The 24,439-nt window shown below is 74.5% G+C and carries 23 protein-coding genes; 9 read left to right on the top strand and 14 right to left on the bottom strand.

What is annotated here, in order from left to right; genetic code table 11:
• Nucleotides 1–29 precede the first annotated feature (29 nt).
• A complete protein-coding gene (locus AB0K17_RS04795) occupies nt 30–833 on the bottom strand; it encodes an MgtC/SapB family protein (protein ID WP_365982102.1) in 804 nt (267 codons plus the stop codon).
• 368 nt (nt 834–1,201) lie between these two features.
• Between AB0K17_RS04795 and AB0K17_RS04790 the strand changes: the two genes are divergently transcribed.
• A complete protein-coding gene (locus AB0K17_RS04790; protein ID WP_365966092.1) occupies nt 1,202–1,540 on the top strand; it encodes a nuclear transport factor 2 family protein in 339 nt (112 codons plus the stop codon).
• A 162-nt stretch (nt 1,541–1,702) separates the two neighbouring features.
• On the opposite strand, the gene AB0K17_RS04785 is transcribed toward AB0K17_RS04790, so the two are convergent.
• Nucleotides 1,703–2,170 (bottom strand): hypothetical protein, encoded by a 468-nt coding sequence (locus tag AB0K17_RS04785; protein WP_365982100.1) that lies wholly within the window; start codon nt 2,168–2,170, stop codon nt 1,703–1,705.
• 473 nt (nt 2,171–2,643) lie between these two features.
• On the opposite strand from AB0K17_RS04785, the gene AB0K17_RS04780 reads away from it, so the two are divergent.
• Both AB0K17_RS04780 and AB0K17_RS04775 read left to right on the top strand, forming a co-directional pair.
• Nucleotides 2,644–3,612: a hypothetical protein gene (locus AB0K17_RS04780; RefSeq protein ID WP_365982099.1), complete on the top strand. Its 969-nt coding sequence runs from the start codon at nt 2,644–2,646 to the stop codon at nt 3,610–3,612.
• Between the two features lie 10 nt (nt 3,613–3,622).
• The gene (locus tag AB0K17_RS04775; RefSeq protein ID WP_365982098.1) at nt 3,623–4,171 is read left to right on the top strand and encodes a GNAT family N-acetyltransferase; all 549 of its coding nucleotides are present in this window, start codon (nt 3,623–3,625) and stop codon (nt 4,169–4,171) included.
• Nucleotides 4,172–4,434: 263 nt separating this feature from the next.
• Here the strand turns inward: AB0K17_RS04775 and AB0K17_RS04770 are convergent, their stop codons facing one another.
• Nucleotides 4,435–5,343, bottom strand: coding sequence for an EamA family transporter (locus AB0K17_RS04770; protein ID WP_365982097.1), 909 nt, complete (start codon nt 5,341–5,343; stop codon nt 4,435–4,437).
• A 70-nt stretch (nt 5,344–5,413) separates the two neighbouring features.
• Here AB0K17_RS04770 and AB0K17_RS04765 point away from each other — a divergent pair, with 70 nt between their 5' ends.
• Complete coding sequence (locus AB0K17_RS04765; RefSeq protein ID WP_365982096.1) at nt 5,414–6,277, top strand: LysR family transcriptional regulator; 864 nt, start codon at nt 5,414–5,416, stop codon at nt 6,275–6,277.
• 179 nt (nt 6,278–6,456) lie between these two features.
• Here the strand turns inward: AB0K17_RS04765 and AB0K17_RS04760 are convergent, their stop codons facing one another.
• Nucleotides 6,457–7,053 (bottom strand): HD domain-containing protein, encoded by a 597-nt coding sequence (locus tag AB0K17_RS04760; RefSeq protein ID WP_365966084.1) that lies wholly within the window; start codon nt 7,051–7,053, stop codon nt 6,457–6,459.
• Between the two features lie 47 nt (nt 7,054–7,100).
• Between AB0K17_RS04760 and AB0K17_RS04755 the strand changes: the two genes are divergently transcribed.
• Nucleotides 7,101–7,655: a GNAT family N-acetyltransferase gene (locus AB0K17_RS04755; RefSeq protein WP_365982095.1), complete on the top strand. Its 555-nt coding sequence runs from the start codon at nt 7,101–7,103 to the stop codon at nt 7,653–7,655.
• On the opposite strand, the gene AB0K17_RS04750 is transcribed toward AB0K17_RS04755, so the two are convergent.
• Nucleotides 7,627–8,133 carry a hypothetical protein gene (locus tag AB0K17_RS04750; protein WP_365982094.1) on the bottom strand — a complete coding sequence of 169 codons (507 nt, stop codon included), beginning with the start codon at nt 8,131–8,133 and terminating at the stop codon, nt 7,627–7,629. The two genes, AB0K17_RS04755 and AB0K17_RS04750, sit on opposite strands and share 29 nt — an antisense overlap.
• Nucleotides 8,134–8,353: 220 nt before the next feature.
• On the opposite strand from AB0K17_RS04750, the gene AB0K17_RS04745 reads away from it, so the two are divergent.
• Nucleotides 8,354–9,439, top strand: a complete 1,086-nt coding sequence (locus AB0K17_RS04745) for a 3-oxoacyl-[acyl-carrier-protein] synthase III C-terminal domain-containing protein (RefSeq protein WP_365982093.1) — start codon at nt 8,354–8,356, stop codon at nt 9,437–9,439.
• 234 nt (nt 9,440–9,673) lie between these two features.
• Here AB0K17_RS04745 and AB0K17_RS04740 read toward each other — a convergent pair whose 3' ends face one another.
• The 6 genes from AB0K17_RS04740 to AB0K17_RS04715 all read right to left on the bottom strand — a co-directional run bounded on the left by AB0K17_RS04740 (nt 9,674) and on the right by AB0K17_RS04715 (nt 16,800).
• Nucleotides 9,674–10,345, bottom strand: a complete 672-nt coding sequence (locus AB0K17_RS04740) for a hypothetical protein (protein ID WP_365982092.1) — start codon at nt 10,343–10,345, stop codon at nt 9,674–9,676.
• A 37-nt stretch (nt 10,346–10,382) separates the two neighbouring features.
• Nucleotides 10,383–11,498 (bottom strand): XdhC/CoxI family protein, encoded by a 1,116-nt coding sequence (locus AB0K17_RS04735; RefSeq protein WP_365982091.1) that lies wholly within the window; start codon nt 11,496–11,498, stop codon nt 10,383–10,385.
• A gap of 16 nt (nt 11,499–11,514) precedes the next feature.
• Nucleotides 11,515–12,975: an NCS2 family permease gene (locus AB0K17_RS04730; RefSeq protein ID WP_365982090.1), complete on the bottom strand. Its 1,461-nt coding sequence runs from the start codon at nt 12,973–12,975 to the stop codon at nt 11,515–11,517.
• An 86-nt stretch (nt 12,976–13,061) separates the two neighbouring features.
• Nucleotides 13,062–15,440, bottom strand: coding sequence for a xanthine dehydrogenase subunit D (gene pucD / locus AB0K17_RS04725; RefSeq protein WP_365982231.1), 2,379 nt, complete (start codon nt 15,438–15,440; stop codon nt 13,062–13,064).
• A gap of 2 nt (nt 15,441–15,442) precedes the next feature.
• Nucleotides 15,443–15,919, bottom strand: coding sequence for a (2Fe-2S)-binding protein (locus AB0K17_RS04720; protein WP_365970040.1), 477 nt, complete (start codon nt 15,917–15,919; stop codon nt 15,443–15,445).
• Nucleotides 15,910–16,800 carry an FAD binding domain-containing protein gene (locus AB0K17_RS04715; RefSeq protein ID WP_365982089.1) on the bottom strand — a complete coding sequence of 297 codons (891 nt, stop codon included), beginning with the start codon at nt 16,798–16,800 and terminating at the stop codon, nt 15,910–15,912. Before AB0K17_RS04715 ends, AB0K17_RS04720 begins: the two co-directional genes overlap by 10 nt.
• 208 nt (nt 16,801–17,008) lie before the next feature.
• Between AB0K17_RS04715 and AB0K17_RS04710 the strand changes: the two genes are divergently transcribed.
• Nucleotides 17,009–18,703 (top strand): PucR family transcriptional regulator ligand-binding domain-containing protein, encoded by a 1,695-nt coding sequence (locus AB0K17_RS04710; RefSeq protein WP_365970042.1) that lies wholly within the window; start codon nt 17,009–17,011, stop codon nt 18,701–18,703.
• Nucleotides 18,704–18,894: 191 nt separating this feature from the next.
• Nucleotides 18,895–19,662: a hypothetical protein gene (locus tag AB0K17_RS04705; protein ID WP_365982230.1), complete on the top strand. Its 768-nt coding sequence runs from the start codon at nt 18,895–18,897 to the stop codon at nt 19,660–19,662.
• A gap of 79 nt (nt 19,663–19,741) precedes the next feature.
• Here AB0K17_RS04705 and AB0K17_RS04700 read toward each other — a convergent pair whose 3' ends face one another.
• Entirely contained in the window at nt 19,742–20,461 is a 720-nt protein-coding gene (locus AB0K17_RS04700) for a GntR family transcriptional regulator (RefSeq protein ID WP_365982088.1), read from the bottom strand.
• 305 nt (nt 20,462–20,766) lie between these two features.
• Here AB0K17_RS04700 and AB0K17_RS04695 point away from each other — a divergent pair, with 305 nt between their 5' ends.
• Nucleotides 20,767–21,828 carry a DUF2637 domain-containing protein gene (locus tag AB0K17_RS04695; protein ID WP_365970044.1) on the top strand — a complete coding sequence of 354 codons (1,062 nt, stop codon included), beginning with the start codon at nt 20,767–20,769 and terminating at the stop codon, nt 21,826–21,828.
• 35 nt (nt 21,829–21,863) lie between these two features.
• Here the strand turns inward: AB0K17_RS04695 and AB0K17_RS04690 are convergent, their stop codons facing one another.
• Together AB0K17_RS04690 and AB0K17_RS04685 are read right to left on the bottom strand one after the other, a co-directional pair.
• A complete protein-coding gene (locus AB0K17_RS04690; RefSeq protein ID WP_365970045.1) occupies nt 21,864–22,391 on the bottom strand; it encodes an ATP-binding protein in 528 nt (175 codons plus the stop codon).
• A 139-nt stretch (nt 22,392–22,530) separates the two neighbouring features.
• On the bottom strand, nt 22,531–24,255 hold the full coding sequence (locus tag AB0K17_RS04685; protein WP_365982087.1) for a protein phosphatase 2C domain-containing protein: 1,725 nt from the start codon (nt 24,253–24,255) through the stop codon (nt 22,531–22,533).
• Nucleotides 24,256–24,439: the final 184 nt, after the last annotated feature.

Below are 24,439 nucleotides of genomic sequence, written 5' to 3'. Positions count from 1 at the left end.
CCCTCGGCCCCGAGAACGTACCCCATGTCTCACCCCCGGGTGAACAGGTTGCGCACCCTGCGCTGGGGGCGCCCGCCACGGCCGTAGTCGTCCGCCTCACCGTTGTCCTCGTCCGCCGGGCCGCTCAGCACCGTCCAGCTGACGGCCGAGACCGCCGGCTCCAGCGACAGCCTGCTGACGGCCTCCTCCAGCATCCGCTCGTCGCGCCGCTCGGTGCTGAGCTCCGCCGAGACCGTCACCTTCCCCGGCGTCTCGGCGTCCCTGCTGTGCACCGACCGCAGCAGGAACCCCGGCCGCGCCACCGCCTGCACCACCAGCGTGCGCACATGGGCCTCCTCCGGCTCGGTGCACACCACCTCGAAGAGATAGTCGGTGACGACCTCCGCGCCGCCCCGGCTCCCCCGGTCCAGCCCCCGCGCCAATGGCCGCAGCGCGGTGTTGGCCGCGATCACCCCGGCCGTGCCCAGCCCCGCCAGCACGTACAACCCCGTACCGGCCAGGGCGCCGACGGCGGCCGAGCACCACAGCGTGGCCGCGGTGTTCAGCCCCCGCACGTTCAGCCCGTCGCGCATGATGACACCGGCACCGAGGAAACCGATGCCCGAGACGATCTGCGCCGCGACCCGCGAGCCGTCGTAGCCCGCGCTGCTCGTCGCCGTCGAGAACCCGTACGTCGACAGCAGCACGAAGAGAGCGGACCCGGCGGCCACCAGGGCATTGGTACGCAACCCCGCCATCCGCGCCCGCCACTGACGCTCCAGCCCGATACACGCACCGAAGCCCAGGCCCGCGCCGATGTTGGCCGCCATGTGCCACTCGTTGATCACGGCCATGGTCCGCTCTCCTCCTTCGTCGTCTCCTCGCCTGCGTACCGGCGGATGCACACGACGGCACGGCGGCACAGCTGCATGATGAATTCAACGAAAACGAAAGCCGTGCCGGGCAGAATGACGGGCGGCAGAAATTCGCCCGAAAGAAAAAGCCCATCAGGGGCTCAGGGAACAGGAAATCCCGCGCAACAGCGCGACACGGCTCAGTGGGCCGAAAGGCTGATGCGAGGACTTCCCTCGGGACTCCGACTCCTCATCCCGACCACCTCCTCGCTCGCGGGCCACCGTCGGCCACCCAGGATGCCACAAGCGGTGCAGAGGGCCACCATGGGGAGGCAATGAACCAGCCAAAGGAAACGGAAAGGATTTCCATGAACGACACGCCGGCGAGCGTCGTCGCGGCGGCGTTCCACCACTACCGTTCCCAGAACCGCGAAGCGGCCCTGCAGCTGTACGCCGAGGATTTCACGTTCACCAGCCCCCAGGACGACCACATCGACAGGACCGCCTTCTTCGACCGCTGCTTCCCGACGGCGAGCCGTATGAAGGAACAACACCTGCTGCACATCACCCCCGCCGGCCCGGAGCTCGTCTTCGTGCTCTACGAGTACGAACTGACGACGGGCGCACGGCACCGCAACATGGAGGCGATCACGGTACGGGACGGCCTGATCCACGAGGCCCAGGTGTTCTTCGGGGGCCCGGCGTGACCGGCACCGGCCGGTACTCCACGACGCAGCGGTTGCACGCATAGACATGGGCGGCGACCTGATCGCCGTACACGACGTCCACGACGTCCACGACGTCCACGACGTCCACGACGAGGGCCTCCCCCGGCGGCACCATCTCCTGGTGCCAGGCGCACCACCGCATCACGATGCCGCCACCAGTGCAACCACGGCCGCGGCGCTGCACAGCTCGCCCGGCCCCTCCGGCGGGGGCAGCAACCAGTAGCTGCCGGGCGGTGCGTCCCGCTCCACGGCGGGTACGCCGAGGTAGTCCCCGGGCCCCGCACAGGCGATCCGGCCGTCGTCCCACGTGCGGGACGTACCGGGCGGCACGAGCACGTAGTACGACCGCCCGTGCACCCCCACGATCACCCCCCGCCCCACCCCACCCCGCCGCAACGCCTCCCGCACGACGCCCGGCTCCTCCCCACCGGCAACCCGATGCACGAGCCCGGCCGGCAACCGCAGCGCTTCGAGGTGCGCGCCCATGCGCAGCATGGCGGGCCGGCCGTAGGCCCACTCCTCCCAGGCGTCACGCGGGTGCGTCGTGCGGGAGACGAGCCAGCGGGCGGCGGCTTTCTCTTGAAGGGCACCAAGCCGGTCATGCGTCATCGATCGTCCTCCTGCCGGGGTCGGCGAGCACCGTCGGCACTCGCGACGAGACAACCGCCCCCGTCGCCTCACCGGCGGACACACGAGCGGACTTTGCGACGGACTTTCCGGAGAACGGACTTTCGCCGGGCGCAACGGTCGGTACCGTCGCGGTCGGGGCTGACTCGGGAGGGGAAACCGTGGCGGAGGGCAGGACGCTGTTCGCCCGTGAGTGCGCAGCGCGGGGCTGGGACCAACCCGCTGCCTTCCTGCGGGCATTCGCGAAAGCCGCCGACATGGCGGGCGAGTGCGTCGCGCTCACGGACCGACAGCTGCGCCGCTGGCGGCAGCCGAACCCGCCACGTCCGCGTCCCCGCGCCTGGCGCGTCCTGCACGCCATGTTCGGCATGTCCCCGGCGGAACTGGGCTTCCCGGAGCCTTCCTCCAGTGCCACGGTGGATGCGCAATACAGCCGGCTGTGTGAGGAGGGTGGCGTGGACCGGCGCTCCTTCGTATCCGATTCCCTGGGCAGCGCCGCTGCCCTGGCGTTCCGCCCTGCCGATGCCGTGGGATCGGCACACGTGGTCGAACTCCGCGAGGGCCTGCGCTCCCTGTACACCCTCGACGACGCCTACGGCGGTGATGCGGTGCGCTCACTGGCCGTCCGCCACCTGCGCCGGATCTCCCGCGTGATCAACACGGGCACGTTCAGCGACGCGATCGGAAGGCAGCTGCAACTACTGGTCGGTGAAACCGCCGAGCACTGCGCCTGGCTCCACTACGACGCCGATGAACAGGACACCGCTCGTCGCTACTGGGGCCAGGCCCTGGCCACGGCCACGATGCTGCAGGACGACGGCCTGGAAATCCTGGTCCTGGCCAGCCTCGGCATGCAGGCCATCCACGAGAACCGGCCACGCGAGGGCTACGACCTGGCAAGGGCGGCCCACCAGCGCGCCGTCCCCCTCGGGTCACCGACCCTGCTGTCACTGATCGCAGCCCGCGAGGCACGCGCCCTCGCGGGCATGCGGGACCACATCGGGGCCCGGAAGCGCCTCGCCGATGCCATGCGCCTTGCGGGACACCCCGGCCGGGGGCGACCTGCACCGGCCTGGGCCGCCTTCCATGGACAGGCCGAATTGGAGTTCGCGCAGGGACTCGTCAACACGGAAGCGGGCCACCACAAGGCGGCCGTGCCCTTCCTGCGGGCCGCTCTCGCCCGGCAGAACAAGGTGTACGGCCGCAACCGTGCCCTGTACCGCCTGACTCTGGCACGGGGGCTCGCCCGCGCCGGCGAGGTCGACGAGGCAGCAGCCGAGGCCGTCGGCAGCCTCGAACACCTGGCGGAGGTCGAGTCGGGACGCGTCATGCGTCGCTTGACGGAGGTACGGGACCTCCTGGCCCGGGCTGACACTCGCACCGCCCGGGAGTCCGTCGAAGCCCTCGAAGTCCACATCCGGTGAGGAAACCAGCGTGACCGAAGTGACCTACCAGCGCACCGACGGCCCCCAGGCGGCCGGGCAGCTCGATGCCTTTTTGCCTGCCTACGAAGAGGTGTACGTCGAGCCGCCGTACTGCGAGGGCCCCCGGGACGTCGCCGAGTTCCTGGAACGTTTCCGGCGCCAGGCGCGGCGCCCGGGCTTCCGCCTCGTGCTCGCCCGGGCCGGTGAGGAAGTCGTCGGCTTCACCTTCGGGTACCGGCTGCCCGCCGACACCACCTGGTGGAACGGTCTACTGGACCCGCTGCCCCAGGACTTCACGCGCGAAACCGGACACCGCACGTTCGCCGTCATCGAGCTCGCCGTGCGCAAGCCATGGCGCCGGCGGGGCATTGCGGCCACGCTGCACGCGCACCTCATCGATGGCGCCGGCGTCGAACGCATCACCCTGACCATGCGGCCGGAGCCCGAGGCCGCACCGGCGCAGTGCGCGTACCGCGCGTGGGGGTACGCGAAGGTGGGCCGGTCCCAGCCGTGGGACGAGGCCCCGGTGTACGACGCAATGGTGCTGCGGCTCACTTGATGTGCGGGACGAGTGGCGCAGTGTGCGCTGCGCCGCTGCGCGGCTGAAGAGCCAGCCCGCCGCTTCGCGGCTTGGCAGCGTTACCCCGCACCGTGGGGGCACCCCCACGAGGAGCTCCGCTGCCAAGACGGCACCCGTGACCAGCGCGGACCTCCTGGCAGCGCAGCGAAGCGGAGCGGTCTGCCCGCGGGGAGGGGAAACGCTGCCACTCTGGGACACGCCGCGCAGCGGCGAGCCCCGCTCCACCAAGCAAACGATTCCGCTCAGCCGCGCCGTCCCGTTCGTACCGCGCCCGCGCTCGCCGCCACCACCAGGGCGATTGCCGCGCACTGTGACAGCGACAGGGACTGGTTCAGGATCAGGAAGCCTGCCAGGGCCGCCACCGCCGGGGCGAGGCTCATCAGGACCGCGAACGTCGCTGCGGGCAGGCGGCGCAGGGCCAGGAGTTCCAGGGCGTACGGGACACCCGAGGACAGGAGGGCCACCGCCAGGCCCAGGCCCAGGACGTGCGGTTCCAGCAGCGTCGTGCCCGCCGCGACGGCGCCCAGCGGCAGGCTGACGAGTGCGGCCACCGTCATCGCCAGTGCCAGTCCGTCCAGGCGGGGGAAGCGGGCTCCCGCGCGGGAGTTGAAGACGATGTACGCCGCCCACAGGGCGCCCGCGCCGAGGGCGAAGGCGGCACCTGCCGGGTCGGTGCGGTCGAGGCCGTCCCGGCCGAGGAGGAAGACGCCGGCGAGAGCGAGTGCGGCCCACAGCAGGCTGGTCGCGCGGCGTGCGGCGACCACCGACAGAGCCAGCGGGCCGAGGACCTCCAGCGTGACCGCCGGTCCCAGCGGGATGCGGTCGATCGCCTGGTAGAAGAGGAGGTTCATGCCGCCGAGCGCCAGTCCGAAGGCGCCGACGACGGCCCAGTCGCCCCGGCTGTGGCCCCGCAGCCGGGGCCGGCACACGGCCAGCAGCAGGGCCGCCGCGAGGCTCACCCGCAGGGCGACCACGCCGAGGGCGCCGGCGCGCGGGAAGAGGAGGGCGGCCACGGCGGATCCGAACTGCACCGAGAGCGTGCCGGCCAGGACCAGGGCGATGCCGCCGAGGCTTCCGGGGCCGGGGGTGGTCGTCCTGCGGATGCGGGCGGGCGCCGCCACTGCCGCCACCGGGGACTTCGTTCGCGTCATGCCCTCCACGCTACGAAGCGGACCGGCCTCCCGTGAAATGCCGGTTCATCGGCCATTATGCTTGCCAGGCATGACCATGGAGCTGCGCCACCTCCGTGCCTTCCTCGCCATCGCCGACGAAGGCACGATCACGCGCGCCGCCGCCCGGCTGCACACCGGCCAGCCCGCCCTGTCCCGTACGCTGCGCCAGCTGGAGGACCACCTCGGTGTGCGCCTGATCGACCGTTCCACGCACCACTTGGAGCTGACGGCCGCGGGCCGGGCGTTCCGGGAGAGGGCGGCGGCCGCGCTGGCGGCGGTCGACGCGGCTCTCGACCCGCGCGCGCTGCCGGTGCTGCCGTTGCGCCTGGGGCACCCGTGGGCCGCGTTCGGGGAGCACACGGTTCCGCTGCTGCGCCGCTGGGACGCGGAGCACCCGGACGTACCGCTGCAGCTGCGCCGCATCGACGACCGGACGGCCGGGCTCACCCGGGGTGCGGTGGACGTCGCGCTGCTGCGCGGCGAGGTGACGGCGCCGGGGCTGGTGACGGAGCTGCTGCTGGAGGAGGAGCGGGTGGCCGTGGTGCCCGCGGGCAGCGAGCCGGCCGGCCACGAGACCCTCACGCTGGCGGATCTCGCCGCCTGGCCGATCGCGCTGAACACGGTGGCGGGCACCACGACGCTGGATCTGTGGCCGGCCGGGGCGCGCCCCACGCGCACCATCGAGGTGGCCAACACGGACGAGTGGCTGACGGCCATCGCCGCGGGCCGGGCGGTCGGCATCTCGACGGCGGCGACGCCCCGCCTGCACGACCACCCGACGATCGCCTACCGCCCGCTGGCGGACGCCCCTGCGGTGCCCCTGTTCCTGGCCTGGCGCGCCGGCGTCCCGGTCCATCCGGCGATCCCGGCGCTCGTCCGGTTGGTCCGCGAGATGGTGGCCGCACGTCCTTGAGGCGTGCTCAGGTGATGCGGGTGCATTCGACGAGCGCGGACTTGTAGACGGTCTTTTCTCCGCGGAAGCCGGGCTCGGACCAGAAGCAGATGTTGCCGGCCGTGCAGTCGTCGTGGGCGACGGCCTGCCCCCTGTCGTGGGCGCCCGCCGCGGCGCCACATGCGGCCCGGGGACGACCCTCAGCCGTCCAGGGGGTTCGTCGTGGCGCGCTCGGTGATGCCCCCGGCGATCGCCGAGGCCGCCGCGCTGCCCGGCTTGCGGGTGGCCTGGTCCTTGAAGCAGGTGATGAATTCGTCCGGGAGCCCCAGGCGCGGGTAGCGCTCCAGGACGTCGGTGCGCAGGGCCGCGGGGAGGGCGTCGGCGCCTCGGCCCGAGATGTCCAGGGAGGTGGCGTACTCCAGCAGGTGGCCCTCGGGGTCGTCGGCGAGGTCGACGCGGCTCCACATGTGCCGGACGATGACGTCGGAGACGCGCCGGCGCCGGTCCGCGGGCCAGCCGGCGGCGGCCGCGAAGACCCATGCGACGTGGCCGCCGGCCTCCTCGAAGGGCACGGTGTGGCTGTCGAACTCCGGCACCAGGCCGAGGTCGTGGAGGAGGGCTGCGACGTACAGCAGCTCCGCGTCGAAGGCGATGTCGTGGGCGGTGGCGTGGGCCGCGCCCCACAGGTAGGAGCGGATCGAGTGGTTCAGGAGGGCGGGCGAGCAGTACGCGCTCGCCACCTCCAGGGCCGCCGCCGAGGCCCCGGTGTCGGGCAGGACAAGATCGTCGATTCTCATGGCACGATTGTCGCCCACCGGCCACAGCCCTGGAGGGGGGCGTCACGGTGACAGTGACGTACGAACGGCACGAGGGCCCGGAGGCGGCGCGGCTGCCGGGCGCCTTCCTGCCCGCCTACGAAGAGGTCTACGCCGAACCGCCGTACTGCGAAGGCCCGCAGGACGCCGAGGCGTTCGTCGGGCGCTTCCGGCAGCACGCGCAGCGTCCCGGTTTCCGGCTGGTGCTGGCACGGGAGGGGGCGGAGGTCGTGGGGTTCGCCTTCGGCTTCCCGTTGCCGGCGGAGGCGACGTGGTGGGGGTTCATGCTGGAGCCGTTGCCGCCGGAGTTCACCCGGGAGACGGGGACGCGTACGTTCGCGGTCGTCCAGCTCGCCGTGCGCAGGCCGTGGCGCCGGTGCGGCACGGCGGCCGCGCTGCACGCGGCGCTCCTGGACGGCGCCGGCGTCGAGCGCGCCGCCCTCCACGCGTACCCGGCGGCGGGACCGGCCCAGGCCGCGTACCGCGGGTGGGGCTATGTGAACGTGGGCCGGTGCCGGTTCGCGGACGGCGGGGACGAGTTCGACGCCCTGGTGCTCACTCTGCCTCGATGCTCAGGTGCGTGAAGCCGGTGCTGTGCCGGATGCCGCCGGCCAGGGCGCAGTCGGTGGGCAGGCCGTCGGGCAGCGTCTGAATCGTCTTCTGCGCCGTGGAGCCCTTGCCGCGGCCGGCGACCACGACGCCGTGGAGGGTGGCGCGGTTGACGCCCAGCACGCGGGTGGATGTGCCGTTCTTGTACACGATGACCGACGTGGTCCCGTCGCTGTACCGCACGGTCTCCCGTGACTGGTTGGAGGCGAACAGCAGGCACGTGCCCGGCGTGGTGCCCTCGGTGTGGTACGGCGCCGTGGCCTTCCAGCCGGAGTCGTCCGTGCAGTGGTAGAGACCGTCCACCGACACCGTGGTGGGCTCGGACGACAGGCCCAGGCCGCCGTAGGTGATGTTCTCCTGGCCGGTGCACTCGAAGGACGACGACCCGTGGGCGTGCGCGGCCGGCGCCCCGAGGGCGGTCGCGGCGACCATCGCGAAGGAGCCCAGAACCATTCCGACACCACGCCTGCTGACCGGCATTGCTTCCCCCTCGTCCGTCTCCTCTTGAGCCTCCTGGCTACCCGGCCGTGCCGCGCGTTGCACCGTCCGCCCGAGCCCTTCCGAAGCACTGCCGGCCCACAGCGCCGGATCCCGCACTTCGCGCCCTGCCCGTACGCCCCGGCGCCCCCGCACCGTGAGGCGACGTGAGCCGCGCACGCACCCAGGGGGATCCGTGACCACCGATGCGCACGTCCCCGGTCCGCGCGTGGCCGCCGTCGCGGTCGCCGTACCGCCCCACCGGTACCCGCAGCGGGACATCGCGGCGGTGTTCGGGGAGGCGTTCCTGTCCGACGACGCCGCCGTGCGGCGCCGGTTCACCGCGATCGCCGCGCGCTGCGGCATCGCGCACCGCAACTTGTCGCTGCCGCTGGACGCGTACCGCCGGCCGCGCACGTTCACGGAGTACAACGAGGTCTGGACCGCCACCGCGTCCCGGGTCGGCCACGAGGCCCTGACCCGGGCGCTGGCGGCGGCCGGTGTGCGGCCGGACGAGGTCGGGGTGCTGGTGAGCACGACCACCACGGGCGTGTCCGTGCCCTCCTACGACGCCGGGCTCGTCCGCGACGCCGGGCTTGCGCCGGACGTCGTGCGCGTGCCCCTGCTGGGGCTGGGCTGCGCGGGCGGGGCGGCCGGCCTGGCCCGGGTGCACGACCACCTGAGCGCCCACCCGGAACGGGTGGCCGTGCTGGTGTCGGTCGAGCTGTGCTCGCTGACCTTCCAGTGCGCGGACACCTCACCGCCCAACCTCGTGGCCACCGCCCTCTTCGGCGACGCCGCGGCGGCCGTCGTCGTCCTCGGCGCCCGTCATCCGCGCGCGGCGGCGCACGGCCCGGCGCTGCTGGCCGGACGCAGCCGCCTGCACCCCGGTACCGGGCACCTGATGGGCATGCGCGCGGGGACGCACGGTCTCGCCGTCTTCCTCTCCCCCGAGGTGCCCGAGGTCGCGGAGAAGCACCTGCCCGACGAGGTCCACCGCTTCCTCGCCGACCACCGCCTGGCCGTGGAGGACGTCGCCGCGTGGATCGTCCACCCGGGCGGTCCCAAGGTCGTCGACGCCGTGGCCCGGCCCCTGGGCCTGCCGCCCGCCGCGCTCGTCCACACCCGCGCCTCCCTGGCCGAGCACGGCAACGTCTCCTCCGCCTCCGTGCTGGACGTCCTGCGCCGCCACATGTCCGCCCCGCCCGCCCCGGGGTCGGCGGGCCTGCTGGTGGCCATGGGCCCGGGCTTCACCACCGAACTGGTGCTGCTGCGCTGGTAACCGGGCACAGGAGCGGCGGGTGGCGCCCCCGAAGGGGCGCCCTAGGGCATGTCCGGCGGATCATGCAGTGCCCCGTAAGGGGCGCGGGGAACTGCGCGATCGGCCAGCGACGGCCCGCAGCCGACACACCACCCCGAGGGGCCGACTGCGGGCACGTCGTGGCTTGTCGCGCAGTTCCCCGCGCCCCTTACGGGGCGCCGTGGTGGCGCGTGACGAAGATCCGCCGGACACGCCCTAGAAGCCGCGGTTCCCCGCGCGGGCCTTGGCGATGCGGGGTCCCAGGACGCCCACCAGCACGGCCGGTACGGCCAGGAGGGCACCGAAGAGCACGTCGCCCACGCCGAGGGTGCCGAGCAGGACCGTGTCCGCGACGATGACGGCGGTGGGGGTCAGCAGCAGCCAGCCGGCGGCGAGGAAGCCCGCGGGCGGCCGGCGCGGCACCGCCGCGGCGAACGCCGCGACCCCGAGCAGGAGCCAGCAGACGGCGAGCCGCCACAGCAGCGAGCTGCCGGAGTCGGGCAGCAGGCGGGTGGTGCGGCCGCCGACCGCGACGCTGGTCACGGTGCCCTGCCACATGCGCAGGTCGGCGGGGGCGTGGACGTGCGCCGCCTCGAAGGTCTCCCGGTCGACGCTCAGCCAGGTGGACTCCTCTCCGTGGCGGACGCGCAGGCGGTGGTCCTCGTGGCACTCCTCGCCGGGGCATCCTCTGATGCCCTTGTCCACGACCTCGCCCCGCACCTGTGCGACGCAGTGGCCCTCGGCATGCGCACCGGCACACGCGGGCGCCTCGCGGTACGCGACGCGGTCGCGGTACGCCTCCTCCGCCCACGAGGTGGCCCGGACGAGGCCGAGGACCGCGACCGCCAGGATCACCACGCGCAGGCACACCGTGAGCCACCGGCTCATTTCCGGCTCTCCCCCCCTTGTACTGAACGGGCTCAGCCTAGGTACGCACCAGGCTGTGCGCATCGGGGTGGATCGGCATGGTGCCGGCCGTCAGGGGGGCGCCGGAGCCGCCGTGCCGTACGGCGACGATCTCGGCGGCGATGGACAGGGCGGTCTCCTCGGGGGTGCGGGCGCCCAGGTCGAGGCCGATCGGGGAGTGCAGGCGGGCCAGTTCGGCGTCGGTCAGGCCCGCCGCGCGCAGCCGGGCCAGGCGGGCGGCGTGGGTGCGGCGCGAGCCCATCGCGCCGACGTAGGCGACCGGCAGCCGCAGGGCGCGTTCGAGCAGTGGGATGTCGAACTTGGCGTCGTGGGTCAGGACGCACACCACCGTGCGCGCGTCCAGCTGCTGGCGTTCCAGGTAGCGGTGGGGCCAGTCGGCGACCACCTCGTCGGCCTCGGGGAAGCGTGCGGGGGTGGCGAAGACGGGCCGCGCGTCGCACACGGTGACGTGGTGGCCGAGGAACTTGCCGGCGCGCACCAGCGCCGCGGCGAAGTCGATCGCGCCGAAGACGAGCATCCGCGGCGGCGGGACGCGGCACTCCACCAGCAGCCGGACCGGCTCCCCGCAGCGGGCGCCGTCGGCACCGACCTCGACGAGGCCGGTGCGGCCGGCGTGCAGCAGGGCGCGGGCCTCGCGGACGGCTGTGGCGTCCAGTGCCGCGCCGCCGCCCAGGCCGCCCTCGTACGTGCCGTCCTGCGTGACCAGCAGGGCCCGGCCGAGCAGGCCGGGCGGGCCGGCCAGGAGGCGGACCAGCGCCACGCTCGCGCCGTCCGCCGCCGCGCGGACGGCCGCCGTGGTCACCGGGTCCACGGGCGCGACGAGCATCTCGATCTCGCCGCCGCAGGTCAGGCCGACGGCGAAGGCGTCGTCGTCCGCGTAGCCGAATCGCTGCAGCACCGGCTGCCCGCTCGTCAGGGCCTCGCGGCACAGCTCGTAGACGGCGCCCTCGACGCAGCCGCCCGAGACCGACCCGGCGGCCGTGCCGTCCGCGGCGACGGCCAGGGCCGCCCCCAGCGGGCGGGGGGCGCTGCCGTGCACGCCCGCGACCGTGGCGACGGCGAAGGTACGGCCCTGCGCGCTCCAGCGGGCGAGTTCCTCGGCCAGTTCCAGCACGGTGGTCGCACGCTCCTCACGTGACGCCGAGCCACTGCTCGATGGGGTGCAGGGCGAAGTAGCCGGCGAAGACGGCGGTGAGCACCCACATGAAGGCGCCCGGCTCGCGCCACCTGCCCTGCGCGGCCTTGATGACGGTGTACGCGATGACGCCGCCGCCCACGCCCACGGTGATGGAGTAGGTGAACGGCATGAGGACGACGGTGAGGAAGACCGGCACGGCGACGGCCCGGTCGGCCCAGTCGACGTGCCGGGCGTGGGTCGTCATCATGGCGCCGATGACGACGAGGGCCGCGGCGGCGATCTCGCCCGGCACGATGCGGGTGAGCGGGGTGAGGAACAGGCAGGCCGCGAACAGCAGGCCCGTCACGACCGAGGACAGGCCGGTGCGCGCGCCCTCGCCCACGCCCGTGGCGGACTCGACGAAGACGGTCTGCCCGGAGGCGCCCGCCACGCCCCCGACGGCTCCGCCTGCGCCGTCGACCAGCAGGGCCCGGCTCAGTCCGGGCATCCGGCCGCGCTCGTCGGCGAGCCCGGCCTCCGTACCGACGCCGATGATGGTGGCCATCGCGTCGAAGAAGCCGGCCAGGACGAGCGTGAAGACGGTCATGGCGACGGTGACGCCGCCCACGTCGGCCCAGCCGCCGAACTCGACGCGGCCGAGGAGGGAGAAGTCGGGCAGCGAGACGGCGCCGCCGTCGAGCGTGGGGGCGCCGTTCTGCCAGGCGCGCGGGCCGGGATGGAACACGGCGTCGACGACGACGGCGAGGACGGTGCCGCAGGCGATGCCGATGAGGATGGCGCCGGGCACCTCGCGCGCCTGCAGCACGAAGATCAGCAGCAGGGTGACGCAGAACAGCAGGACGGGCCAGCCGGCGAGTTCGCCGGCCGGCCCGAGGGTGACCGGGCCGCCGGCCTTCGCCGCGTGCACGAAACCGGCCTTCACCAGGCCGACGAGGGCGATGAACATGCCGATGCCGATGGTGATGGCGTGCTTGAGCGCGAGCGGGATGGCGTTCATGACGCGCTCGCGCAGCCCGGTGAGGACCAGCAGCATGATCACCACGCCGTAGACCACGCACAGGCCCATGGCCTGCGGCCAGGTCATGTGCGGGGCGACCTGGGTGGAGACGACGCCGGAGACGCCCAGGCCCGCGGCCAGGGCCAGCGGCACCCGGCCGACGAGGCCCATGAGCAGGGTGGACACCGCGGCGGCGAGGGCGGTGGCGGTGATCAGAGCGGTGCGGGCCAGGGTGTGCTGCTCGGCGTCGGGGCCGGAGAGGATCAGGGGGTTGAGCAGCAGGATGTAGCTCATTGCCATGAAGGTGGTCACGCCGCCGCGCACCTCGCGCGCGGGCGTCGAGCCCCGTTCGCCGATGCGGAAGTACCGGTCGAGCCGGGACCGTCCGGCGGGTGGGCGCGGGTGGGGGCCCGCCCGGTCGGCGAGGCCGTCCGGTTGCACGGGTGCATGGGTCATGGTGCCTGCTCCAGGGATGTCCGGGTGGGGGCTGCACGACCCGGCCCGGGGGACGGCCCGAGACGGTGGATGCGGGGTCGGGGGGTTCAGGTGCCGGTGAGGTGCTCCGGTCGCAGGGGTACGCGGGTCAGGGCCAGGCCCGTGGCCTGGCGGACGGCCGCCACGACGGCGGGCGTGGAGGAGAGCGTGGGGGCCTCCCCCACCCCGCGCAGTCCGTACGGGGCGTGGGTGTCGGCCAGTTCGAGGACGTCGAGGGGGATGGCCGGGGTGTCGAGGACGGTGGGGATGAGGTAGTCGGTGAAGGAGGGGTTGCGGACCTTGGCGGTCACCGGGTCGACGACGATCTCCTCCATGAGGGCCAGGCCCAGGCCCTGGGTGGTGCCGCCCTGGATCTGGCCGGCGACCGACAGCGGGTTCAGGGCCTTGCCGACGTCCTGGGCGCAGGCCAGCTCCACGACCTTGACCAGGCCGAGTTCGGTGTCGACCTCGACGACGGCGCGGTGGGCGGCGAAGGAGTACTGCACGTGCCCGCGGCCCTGGCCGGTGCGCAGGTCGAAGGGCTCGGTGGGGCGGTGGCGCCACTCGACCTCGGCGTCGACGCCCTCCTCGCCCAGGACGTCGGCCAAGGAGGCGAGGACCTCGCCGGCGTCGGTGACGACCTTGCCGTCCTCCAGCAGCAGTTCGGCGGTGTCCCAGGCCGGATGGTACGTGCCCAGCCGGGCCCGGCCGAGGGCCAGCACCTTCGTACGGACCTCCTCGCAGGCCCGCTTGACGGCGCCGCCGGTCACGTACGTCTGCCGCGAGGCCGAGGTGGAGCCGGCCGAGCCGATGCGGGTGTCGGCGGGGCGCAGGGTGACGCGGGCGACGCCGAGTTCGGTGCGCACGATCTGCGCGTGGACGGTCACCCCGCCCTGGCCGACCTCGGCCATGGCGGTGTGCACGGTGGCCACCGCCTCGCCGCCGACGATCCGAAGGTGCACGTGGGCGGTGGAGTAGTCGTCGAAGCCCTCGGAGAAGCCGACGTTCTTGATGCCGACGGCGTAGCCGACGCCGCGCACGACGCCCTCGCCGTGGGTGGTGTTGGACAGCCCGCCGGGCAGGGCGCGCAGGTCGGCGGCGCCGCCGGCGCTCTCCCACTGCCGCTCGGGCGGCAGGGGCATCGCCTTGACGCGGCGCAGGAGTTCGGCGACGGGGGCGGGCGCGTCGACGACCTGGCCGGTGGGCATGACCGAGCCCTGGGACATGGCGTTGCGGCGACGGAACTCGACCGGGTCCATGCCGAGTTCGGCCGCGAGCCGGTCCATCTGCGCCTCGTAGGCGAAGCACGCCTGGACGGCGCCGAAGCCGCGCATGGCACCGCAGGGCGGGTTGTTGGTGTAGAGGGCGAGGGCCTCGACGTCGACGTGGCCGACGTCGTACGGGCCGACGGCCAGGGAGGCGGCGTTGCCGACGACGGCCGGGGAGGAGGAGGCGTAGGCGCCGCCGTCGAGGACGATGCGGGCGCGGACGTACAGCAGCCTGCCGTCGCGGGTGGCGCCGTGCTCGTAGTGCAGGCGGGCGGGGTGGCGGTGGACGTGGCCGAAGAAGGACTCGAAGCGGTTGTAGACCATCTTCACGGGCCGGCCGGTGCGCAGGGCCAGCAGGCAGGCATGGGCCTGCATGGACAGATCCTCGCGGCCGCCGAAGGCGCCGCCGACGCCGGAGAGGGTCATCCGGACCTTCTCCTCGGGCAGGCCGAGGACGGGCGCGATCTGACGCAGGTCGGCGTGCAGCCACTGGGTGGCGATGTACAGGTCGACGCCGCCGTCCTCGGCGGGGACGGCCAGGCCCGACTCGGGGCCGAGGAACGCCTGGTCCTGCATGCCGACCTCGTAGTCGCCGGTGACGACGGCGTCCGCGAGCGCCTCGACGGCCGCGACGTCGCCGCGCACGACCGGCTGGCGGTGGACGACGTTGGGGTGCGGCACATGGCGGGCGTGGGCGTCGGTGCGGCCGGGGTGCAGGACGGGGGCGCCGGGGGCGGTGGCGCTGCGCTCGTCGGTGACGACGGGCAGGGGCTCGTAGTCGACGACGATCTTCGCGGCGGCGCGCCGGGCCGTCTCGGGGTGGTCGGCGGCGACCAGGGCGACGGGCTCGCCGTGGTGGCGCACGACGCCGTCGGCGAGGACGGGGGTGTCCTGGATCTCCAGCCCGTAACGGGTGGCGGCGGGCAGGTCGGCGTACGTCAGGACGGCGCGGACGCCCGGCGTGGCGAGGGCGGCGGAGACGTCGAGGGAGCGGATGCGGGCGTGGGCGTGGGGGCTGCGCAGGGTCTGGCCCCAGAGCATGTCCTCGTGCCACAGGTCGGAGGCGTAGGCGAACTCGCCGGTGACCTTGAGCGTGCCGTCCGGGCGCAGGGTGGACTCGCCGATGCCGCCCCTGGTGCGGCTGCTGCGGGTCGGGCCGGCGGGGGTGATGTCGCGCATGCTCACGGGGCCTTTCCGGTGCGGGCGGCGGCCAGGCGCACGGCGTCGAGGATCTTCTCGTAGCCGGTGCAGCGGCAGAGGTTGCCGGAGAGGGCCTCGCGGATGTCGGCGTCGGAGGGGTCGGGGTTGCGGGTCAGCAGGTCGTCGGCGGCGACGAGCAGGCCGGGGGTGCAGAAGCCGCACTGGACGGCGCCGGCGTCGACGAACGCCTGCTGCACGGGGCCGAGTTCGCCCTCGGTCGCGGCGAGGCCCTCGACGGTGACGACGTCGCGGCCCTCGGCCTGGCCGGCCGCCACCAGGCAGGCGCACACGGGCACGCCGTCCAGGCGGACGGTGCACGAGCCGCACTCGCCCTGTTCGCAGGCGTTCTTCGAGCCGGGCAGGCCGAGCCGTTCGCGCAGCACGTACAGCAGGCTCTCGCCCTCCCAGACGTCGTCGGCCTGCCGCTCGCGGCCGTTGACGGTGAACGTCACGCGCACCGTGCCGCCCTCCCTTCGCCCCGCCGGTAGGCGTCCCAGGCCCAGCCGAGCGTGCGGCGGGCCATGACGGCGACGGCGTGCCGGCGGTACGCGGCGCTGCCGCGCACGTCGTCGATCGGGTTGCAGGCGCCGGCGGCGAGGCCGGCGAACTGGCGTGCCACCGCCTCCGGCACGGCCGCGCCGGACTCCCACAGGCCCTCCTCGGCCAGGGCCGCGGCGAGGAACTCCTCGGCGGCCCGGGCCCGTACGGGCGTGGGCGCCGCCGAGCCGATGCCGGTGCGCACCGTGCGGCGGTCGGGGTGCAGGGCGAGGGCGAACGCGCAGACGGCGATGACCATCGCGTTGCGGGTGCCGACCTTGGAGAACTGCTGGGGGCCGGTGGCCTTGCGCACGCGCACCGCCCGCACCAGCTCGTCCGGGGCGAGGGCGTTGCGCTTGACGCCGGTGTAGAACTCCTCGACCGGGATCAGCCGCACCCCCCGCACGGACGCGGCCTCCACCTCGGCGCCCGCGGCGAGCAGCGGCGGGTGGCTGTCGCCGGCCGGGGAGGCGGCGCCGAGGTTGCCGCCGACGCTGCCACGGTTGCGGATCTGCGGGGAGCCGACGGTGCGGGCGGCCAGGGCGAGGCCGGGCAGCGGCGCGGCGAGCTCGTCGATGATCCGCGCATAGGGGACGGCGGCGCCCAGGCGTACGTACGTCCCCTCGTCCTGCCAGTCGTGGAGGTCGCCGATGCGGCCGAGGTCGAGCAGGTGTGCCGGCCGGCGGTGGTCGAAGTTGATCTCGACCATCACGTCCGTGCCGCCCGCCACCGGAACGGCCGAGGGGTGGGCGGCCTTCGCGGCCAGCGCCTCCTCCCAGCTCGCGGGGCGCAGGAAGTCCATGGGCGGTCTCTTCTCGTGGAGCCGGATGGAGCGGGATGGAGCCGGATGCAGCCAGTACAGCGAGGGCCGGGCGGGCGGGTGCAGTCACCGAAACCATGAAGCGGTTGGCTGGTCGGGCGCAGTGTCTTGTAGATTCGAACGAAAGACGGGGTTCGGAAACCTCACTGCATTCCACTGGTGACAAGAAGACAGATCGGCGGCGACGACGATGCGGCTGCGCGCACTCCTGGAGACCGAGGCGCTGGGCCTGAGACTGCTGGGCGGCGAGGAGGAGCTCGACCGCACGGTGCGCGGCGTGATGACCACCGACCTGCGCGACCCCAGCCGGTACCTCTCCGGCGGGGAACTGGTTCTCACGGGTCTGGCCTGGCGGCGCGAGCCCGCGGACTCGGAGCGCTTCGTGCGCATCCTGACGGCCGCCGGGGTGGCCGGGCTCGCCGCGGGCGAGGCGGAGATCGCCTCCACCCCCGACGACCTGATCGAGGCCTGCGGCCGCCACCGGCTGCCGCTGTTCTCCGTGGACGAGACGGTGTCCTTCGCCTCGATCACCGAGCACGTCGTGCGGCAGGTCTCCAGTGAGCGGGCGGGCGACCTGGCCGCCGTCGTCGACCGGCACCGCCGGCTGATGACCGGCGGCCCCGCGGGCGGCGGCCCCGAGGTCGTCCTGGACCTGCTCGGCTCCGACCTGGACCTGCGCGCCTGGGTGCTCTCCCCCACCGGGCGGCGCATCGCCGGCTCCTCCCTCGCCGACGCCGGCCCCGGCCTGCCGGCGACCGCCGGGGCCGCCCTGGCGGGCGAGCACCTGGCCGCCGCGCGCGGCGGCCGGCCCGGCCCGCACCGGGTCACGGTCGGCGGCACCACCTACTCCCTCTTCCCCATCGCCGGCGACAGCCGCCCCGCACCCGCCGACACCCGCGAGACCCTGCTGTCCGACTGGCTGCTGGCCGTCGAGGCCGACGCCGGCGACTGGCCCGAGGAGCGCCTCGACCTGCTGCAGGGCGTCACCCAGCTCATCGCCGTCGAGCGCGAGCGGCGCGACGCCGCGCGCACGGTGCGCCGCCGCCTGGCCCAGGAGGTCCTGGAGCTCGTCCAGGCCGGCGCCGCGCCCGCCGAGATCGCCGCCCGCCTGCGGGTGGCGGCACCCGTGCTGCTGCCGGGCCTGGGCACGGCCCCGCACTGGCAGGTCGTCGTCGCCCGCGTGGAGTGGGAGGGCGCGGACATCCCCGGCGGCCCGGTGGCCCAGTCCCTGCTGGAGGAGGTCCTGGTCGACCCCGGCGCCACCGGACCCGAGCCGTCCGACCGCATCGCCGTCGCCCACACGGGTGATGAGGCGGTGGCCCTCGTCCCGCTGCCCGCCGTCTCCCCCACGGTGGCCGACGACACCACCGCCACCGGCCTCGACGCCGCCGGTCTGCATGCCGACGCGCTGCTCGCCGCCGTGCGCGACCCGCTCGCCCGCGGCCTGGACGGCGACGGGCGCCTGACCTTCGGCGTCAGCGCCCCCGTGCACTCCGCCGAGGGCCTGCGCGGCGCCCTGGAGGAGGCCCGGCACGCCCGCCGCGTCGCCGCCGCCCGGCCCGGCCGGGTGTGCGCCGCCGGCCACCAGGAGCTGGCCTCCCACGTACTGCTGCTGCCGTTCGTCCCCGACGACGTGCGCCGCGCCTTCACCGCCCGGCTGCTGGACCCCCTGCGCGACTACGACCGGCGCCACCGGGCCGAGCTCATCCCCACGCTGGAGGCGTTCCTCGACTGCGACGGCTCCTGGACCCGCTGTGCGACCCGGCTGCACCTGCACGTCAACACGTTGCGGTACCGGGTGGGGCGCATCGAGCAGCTGACGGGCCGCGACCTGTCCCGCCTGGAGGACAAGCTCGACTTCTTCCTCGCCCTGCGCATGAGCTAGCCGCAGCGCTCATCCGACTTGGACCCCCGCTCACATGCGGGGGTCTTCGGTAAGGTGCCCCTGCCCGCTCCGTGGGTTTGTGAATTCCTTCACACCGGACCCTTGGCCGCGCCGGGGTCCGCGTGCTGAGATCGGAGCAGGCTTCCGGCTCGACGGCGCGCTTTGGGGAGGGCACTGTGGCGGAAACCGCCATGCGGAACGCGGGGTTGTCGAAGCAACGAAGGCCACCGGGCAGAACATCCCTCGACCGGGCCGTCTGGCGGCTGCGCTCCCGCGCCTGCTGGCACGACGCCGCAGCCCTCCTCACCCCCACCGCCACCACCGACCCGGCCGCCGCCCTGCACCGCACGGCCGTCCTCGTCGAACAATGCCTCTACACCGCCGACGGCTGGGAACCCGCCGAGGACTCCCTGCGGGCCGCCGAGGCCCTCGCCACCGGCGACGAGGAACGCGGCGCCGCCGCCTGCGAACGCGGCCACCTCGCCTACGCGGCCACCCTGCTCGGCGTGCGGGACCGGGCCGACGAGGCCCGCTCCGCCCTCGGCCGGGCCGCCGCCCTGCTGCCCCCGGGCTCGCCCACCCGGCCCCTGCTGGACTTCAGGCGCGGCCTGATCGCCCAGCACCTGTCCGACAACCCCTCCGACGCCACCGCCGCCTTCGAACGCGCCCACGCGGGCGCCGCCGCCCACGGCCACCGGCTGCTGCTCTCCGCCACCTGGCGGCACCTGGCGGCCATGGCCGAGCACGACGGACGACAGGAACAGGCCCGGCACGGGTTCGCGGAGTCGCTGCGGATCAGGGAGGAGCTGGGGTACCTGGTGGGGATCGCGCCGGCGCTCGCGTCGCTGGCGGCGGTCACGGAGGAGGAGGCGGAGGCGCGGCGGCTCCGCGAGGAGGCGCGGCGGCTGGTGCGCGTGCTGGGCGGTGTGCCGCGCTGGCTGGCGGACCAGCTGGGGTGACCGGGGTCCGGGGCGGAGCCCCGGGAGACGGGGAGTGGGGGCACCTCCCAGCGGTGGCCGGGGGAGGCGGGGCCGGGGCTCAGCCCGCCGCAGGCGCGCCGCAATGGCGCGTCGCCAGGGCCTCGACCGCCGCGAAGTCCTGCGCGGCCAGCGCATCGAGGAGCTGGACGTGCTCCGCCGCGTCGGCGGCCAGCGCCCGCGCCCCCGCCGGGCACTGGGCCCGCCGGTGCACCTCCGCGGCCACCGCCACCAGCTGCCGGTTGCCGGTGAGCTCCAGAACGCCCGCGTGGAAGGCCCGGTCCGCCTCCGCGTACGCGGCCCGGTCGCCGGTCGCCGCCGCCCGTACGCCGGCCTCGGCGAGGGGGCGCAGGTCGTGCCAGCGGTGGGCGGGCACGGTGCGGGCGAGGCGGAGGAGGACGGGGACCTCGAGCAGGGCCCGCACCTCGCCGAGCTCGGCGAGGTCGCGGGGGCTGCGGCTGGTGACGCGGAAGCCGCGGTTGGGCACGACCTCGACGGCACCTTCGAGGGCCAGCTGCTGCATGGCTTCACGGACGGGCGTGGCGGAGACGCCGAAGCGTTCGGCGAGGGCGGGGCCGGAGTAGACCTCGCCGGGTGCGAGCTCGCCGGCGACGAGTGCCCGGCGCAGGGCGTCGAGGACCTGGCCGCGCACGGAGTAGCGCTGCGGCATGCGGCGCGGTCCGTAGGCGTACTCGCTCTCGTCGTGCGTGTGCTCTCCCCGTGCGGCCGGCACGTCGGCCCGGGGGCGTGCCAGGGGGCCGCGGGGTCTGCCCTGCTCCATGGGGGTTCCTCCTGTGTTCACCCGGAACCATAGGCGGCCTGTCGCGCAGGTCAAACCCCGGACCCCGCCCACTAAGGCAAGGCTTACCTATAAACGATCGGCACCACGCATCGTCCACGCCACCCGATCGAGTGGATTGACGGGAACGCAATTCCCTTACCCGGCCCGCCCGTTCGAATTCTGTCGTCGCTCTCCGTATATCCTTGCCGTCCATTCGCGGGGAGTTGCCGTGAAACCCCTTGGCAGCGGGCGGGATTCCGTCAGGATGGCGCGCGAATCGCCGTACTGCATGCAAGGGAAGCAAGATGAGAGTGACCGACATACCGCTGAATTGGGCGCTCCCCAGTGCCGTTGCACTCATCGGGGCAGTGGTGGCGGTGACGGTGTACGCGCGCGGCCGGCAGCCCGGCCGGGAGGACACGGCGGCCGGCACGGACTCCTGGGAGCGCAACGAGGAGCGCAGACGCCGCAAGGAGGCCGTCTACGGCGTGGCCTCGTACGTCCTTCTCTTCTGCTGCGCCGCGGTCGCGGCGGCCCTCTCCTTCCACGGCCTGGTCGGCTTCGGCCAGCAGAACCTGGGACTGAAGGACGGCTGGGAGTACCTGGTGCCCTTCGGCCTCGACGGCGCCGCGATGTTCTGCTCGGTGCTGGCGGTGCGCGAGGCGAGCCACGGCGACGCGGCCCTCGGCTCGCGGATGCTGGTGTGGACGTTCGCGGGGGCCGCCGCCTGGTTCAACTGGGTGCACGCACCCAGGGGCCTGGACCACGCGGGGGCGCCGCAGTTCTTCGCCGGCATGTCGCTGTCGGCGGCCGTGCTCTTCGACCGGGCGCTCAAGCAGACCCGCCGGGCCGCGCTGCGCGAGCAGGGACTGGTGCCCCGCCCGCTGCCGCAGATCCGGATAGTGCGGTGGCTGCGGGCGCCGCGCGAGACCTTCGGGGCCTGGTCGCTCATGCTCCTGGAGGGCGTGCGCACGCTGGACGAGGCCGTGGAGGAGGTCCGCGAGGACAAGCGCCAGCGCTCCCAGCACCGGATCCGCCGCCGGGAGGCGGGCAAGCTGGAGCGGGCCCGGCTCAAGGCGTACGGGCAGCAGTACCGTGGGTGGGGCAAGGCCCGCGGCGGCCGGCAGGTCGAGATGACCGGCCCGGCCATGCCGGCGGCCCCGCAACCGGCCCAGATCGGCTCCCAGGCGGGGGCGGAGCCCTCCATAGTCGGCGAGGACCACCTTCCCCTGCGCCCCCGTCCCCGGCAGCAGGTCGCCGGCAGGTCCGATCCCATCGACCTCACCGCGGAGGACGACACACAGGCCATTCCGCGGCTCGATTCACTGGAGGCGAAACTCGCGCAGATCGAGCGGCAGTTCGGCTGACGCTCGTCCGCCCTGAGCCGTCGCGTGCGACCGGCTCAGGGCTCTTTCGCGTGCAGCGCCGGGTCCAGGACGAACCAGACGGCCTTGCCGACGGCGTGCCGCCGCACGCCCCAGGCGTCGGCGAGGCAGTCGACGAGCAGCAGGCCCCGCCCGGAGGTGGCGACGGGCCCGGCGTCGGGTGAGGCGTCCGCGGTCCACTCCGCCGGGCCGGTGACCGCAACCGGCGGGCGGGAGAGGAAGTCGCGCACCGCGACGTGCAGCCGCCCGCCGGTCAGGCGGGCGGTGAACACGGCGGCGCCGTCGGTGTGCACCAGGGCGTTGGTGACGAGCTCGCTGGCGAGCAGCTCGGCGGTGCCGGCCAGTTCGGAGCCGGCCCGGCCGGCGAGCAGGGCGCGCAGCCCGGCGCGTACCTCCCGGACGGCGCCGAGTTCATGGGGGCGCAGTCGTCTTTCCCATGACGGCCCGGATTCCTCCCCCGCCCCCTCGGATATCCCCTCTCCCGCGGCTCCTTGCCTGCCCCCGCGCCCGTGCGCGCCCGCCCAGTGTGCAGTCCGCCGCTTCATCCCTCGCCGCCCCGACCCCTCCCCGGCCATCGAACACGTTCACGGCAATGCATGCCCCGCGCCAGGGGGAACAACTCCTGTTGACGCATCAACAGGACACCTCGGCAGAACAATGGCCCGTAAATTCACGAGGTGTTCTTCATTCCTCCCAGACGGCGCACGCGGTGCGGTCGTCGGCGTAGCCCTTGACCCGCAGCTGGACGTCGGCGAGGAACTCCGCAAGGCCCGGGGGTTCGGTGGTGCCCGCCCAGCGCTCGGCCAGGCGGACACCGAGTTCGGCTTCGCCGCGGAAGGGGTCGGCCAGGCCGGCGGTGCACAGCAGCAGCGCGTCGCCCGGGCGGGCGATGGAGGCCCGGAAGCGGAAGGGCTCGCCCGGCACTTCCTCGGGGTCGATGACGGGGGCGGTGCCGGGGGTCTGGATGCCCAGGTCGACGGTGAGGCGGTCGGCGGCGTCGTAGCCGGAGAGCGGATCCGCCCCGGTCGCGACCGGGTCCGCCTCGTGCGGCTCGGGGTCCAGGTCCTGCCAGGCTCCCTCGCGCAGCCGGAACAGCCCGCCCGGGCCCACGCCGAAGAACAGGCGGGTGCGGCAGCGCACGTCGGTGGGCAGCAACAGGCAGCGCAGGGCCGCGGTGTACTCGCAGGACTGCAGGCCGAGTTCGGCCGCGCGGGAGCGCAGCCGCCCGTACGTGCGGTCGGTGAGCCGGTGCAGTCCGGCCTTCAGCTCGTCGCGGCGGCCGGCGTGGATGTCCTCGACGAGCCGGGGGTGGCTGCGGCCGACGGCGCCGGCCAGCCACTGGCAGACCTCGCGGGCCGCGCGGTGGGCGCCCTCGGCCGCCCGGGCGCCACTGGCCATGGCCACCAGCAGCAGGGCCGTCTCGCCGCTGCCGAACCGGGCGGTGAGCAGGGCGTCGCGGCGCGGTTCGCCGCGGAAGCGGGCGGAGTCCCCGCGCAGGGAGGCCGCCCGCAGGGTCATCGTGCCGTAGCGGGCGCCGTCCAGGACCGTGTCGGGGACGAGGTCCTCCAGGGCTGCGGCGTCGGCCTGCGGCCAGCAGGTCGGCTCGGGGTCGTACGTCGGGGGGCGCCGGCCGACGAACTCGGCGGCGCGCAGCCGGGAGCCGTTGCGCGAGCGCAGGACGGGCTCCGGCTCGGGCACCCCGCCGGCCCGCAGGCCGGCCGCCGTCGCGGAGACGTCGCGCACGGTCCGTACGCCGAGCACGTCCCGTACGTCGGCCGCCTCCGACACCTCGGGCACGTCCCGGCCGGCGGGCACCTCGGTGGCCTTGGTCACCTCCGTGGCCTCGGTGATCCGTGCGACCTCGGCCGGCGGCCCGGCGGTCTCCACCGGGGCGGCGGTCTCGCGGGGCACCGGCAGGGGCGGGGGCGGCGGGGGCGAGACCCGCGTGCGGGGGTCGGGCGGCGGCGGGGCCTCCGGCCGCTCCTCGGCGCCCGCGGGCGGCCGTGCCTCGGGATCGGGCGGCGCAGGCGGCGGCCGGTGCCGGGAGGCGGCGGGGACGGGCAGGGAGCCGTTGGTCGGGCCGGCCCAGCGCTTGGTCTGCCGCGGCACGCCGCCGGCCAGGGCGGGCGAGAGCCCGGTGGCGGCCACGGTGGGCGGTGCGGGCGGCTCGTCGGCGGGTCCGCCGCGCCGGGGCCCGGGCCGCTGGGGGCCGCCGCGCTCGGGCGCGGGCCTCCTGGGCTCCGCTCTCGGACGCAGCGGCTCCGGACCGACCACGGCCGAGGCGGAGGAGAAGCGCTCGTCGAGGCTGTCGCCGCCCGGGCAGCCGCCGGTGTCGGACTCGCTCCGGCCGTACAACTCGCGCCACCAGGCGTCCTCTTGTTCGGCGTGCTGGTCCCCCTGCTGACTCATGCCCTTATTGTCCACACTGCGGGGCATACGGGAAGAGTGCACGGCGAACACCACCCCAGGGATGATGTCCGCAAGTCACGAGGACGATTCCGGGGACGGGGAAGGAAGTCACGTGCTCGATTCGGTGGGTGGGGGCGCCGTCCGGCAGGCGCCGCACGGGGAATGCCCGGTGGCACGGCCTGTA

The sequence above is a fragment of the Streptomyces sp. NPDC049585 genome (genome assembly GCF_040675615.1).
GTDB lineage: Bacteria > Actinomycetota > Actinomycetes > Streptomycetales > Streptomycetaceae > Streptomyces > Streptomyces luteosporeus.
The sequence above is the reverse complement of the archived record's forward strand: the minus strand, read 5'-3'. Positions and strand labels throughout refer to the sequence as shown.

What these genes read in the sequence shown, in the direction of transcription:
- AB0K17_RS04690 (WP_365970045.1), bottom strand. Translation starts at nt 22,391, where the DNA reads ATGAAGCGGCGGACTGCACACTGGGCGGGCGCGCACGGGCGCGGGGGC.
- AB0K17_RS04795 (WP_365982102.1), bottom strand. Translation starts at nt 833, where the DNA reads ATGGCCGTGATCAACGAGTGGCACATGGCGGCCAACATCGGCGCGGGC.
- pucD (WP_365982231.1), bottom strand. Translation starts at nt 15,440, where the DNA reads ATGCGCGACATCACCCCCGCCGGCCCGACCCGCAGCAGCCGCACCAGG.
- AB0K17_RS04700 (WP_365982088.1), bottom strand. Translation starts at nt 20,461, where the DNA reads ATGGAGCAGGGCAGACCCCGCGGCCCCCTGGCACGCCCCCGGGCCGAC.
- AB0K17_RS04785 (WP_365982100.1), bottom strand. Translation starts at nt 2,170, where the DNA reads ATGACGCATGACCGGCTTGGTGCCCTTCAAGAGAAAGCCGCCGCCCGC.
- AB0K17_RS04750 (WP_365982094.1), bottom strand. Translation starts at nt 8,133, where the DNA reads ATGGTTCTGGGCTCCTTCGCGATGGTCGCCGCGACCGCCCTCGGGGCG.
- AB0K17_RS04705 (WP_365982230.1), top strand. Translation starts at nt 18,895, where the DNA reads ATGCGGAACGCGGGGTTGTCGAAGCAACGAAGGCCACCGGGCAGAACA.
- AB0K17_RS04715 (WP_365982089.1), bottom strand. Translation starts at nt 16,800, where the DNA reads ATGGACTTCCTGCGCCCCGCGAGCTGGGAGGAGGCGCTGGCCGCGAAG.
- AB0K17_RS04695 (WP_365970044.1), top strand. Translation starts at nt 20,767, where the DNA reads ATGAGAGTGACCGACATACCGCTGAATTGGGCGCTCCCCAGTGCCGTT.
- AB0K17_RS04790 (WP_365966092.1), top strand. Translation starts at nt 1,202, where the DNA reads ATGAACGACACGCCGGCGAGCGTCGTCGCGGCGGCGTTCCACCACTAC.
- AB0K17_RS04770 (WP_365982097.1), bottom strand. Translation starts at nt 5,343, where the DNA reads ATGACGCGAACGAAGTCCCCGGTGGCGGCAGTGGCGGCGCCCGCCCGC.
- AB0K17_RS04685 (WP_365982087.1), bottom strand. Translation starts at nt 24,255, where the DNA reads ATGAGTCAGCAGGGGGACCAGCACGCCGAACAAGAGGACGCCTGGTGG.
- AB0K17_RS04760 (WP_365966084.1), bottom strand. Translation starts at nt 7,053, where the DNA reads ATGAGAATCGACGATCTTGTCCTGCCCGACACCGGGGCCTCGGCGGCG.
- AB0K17_RS04765 (WP_365982096.1), top strand. Translation starts at nt 5,414, where the DNA reads ATGACCATGGAGCTGCGCCACCTCCGTGCCTTCCTCGCCATCGCCGAC.
- AB0K17_RS04730 (WP_365982090.1), bottom strand. Translation starts at nt 12,975, where the DNA reads ATGACCCATGCACCCGTGCAACCGGACGGCCTCGCCGACCGGGCGGGC.
- AB0K17_RS04710 (WP_365970042.1), top strand. Translation starts at nt 17,009, where the DNA reads ATGCGGCTGCGCGCACTCCTGGAGACCGAGGCGCTGGGCCTGAGACTG.
- AB0K17_RS04740 (WP_365982092.1), bottom strand. Translation starts at nt 10,345, where the DNA reads ATGAGCCGGTGGCTCACGGTGTGCCTGCGCGTGGTGATCCTGGCGGTC.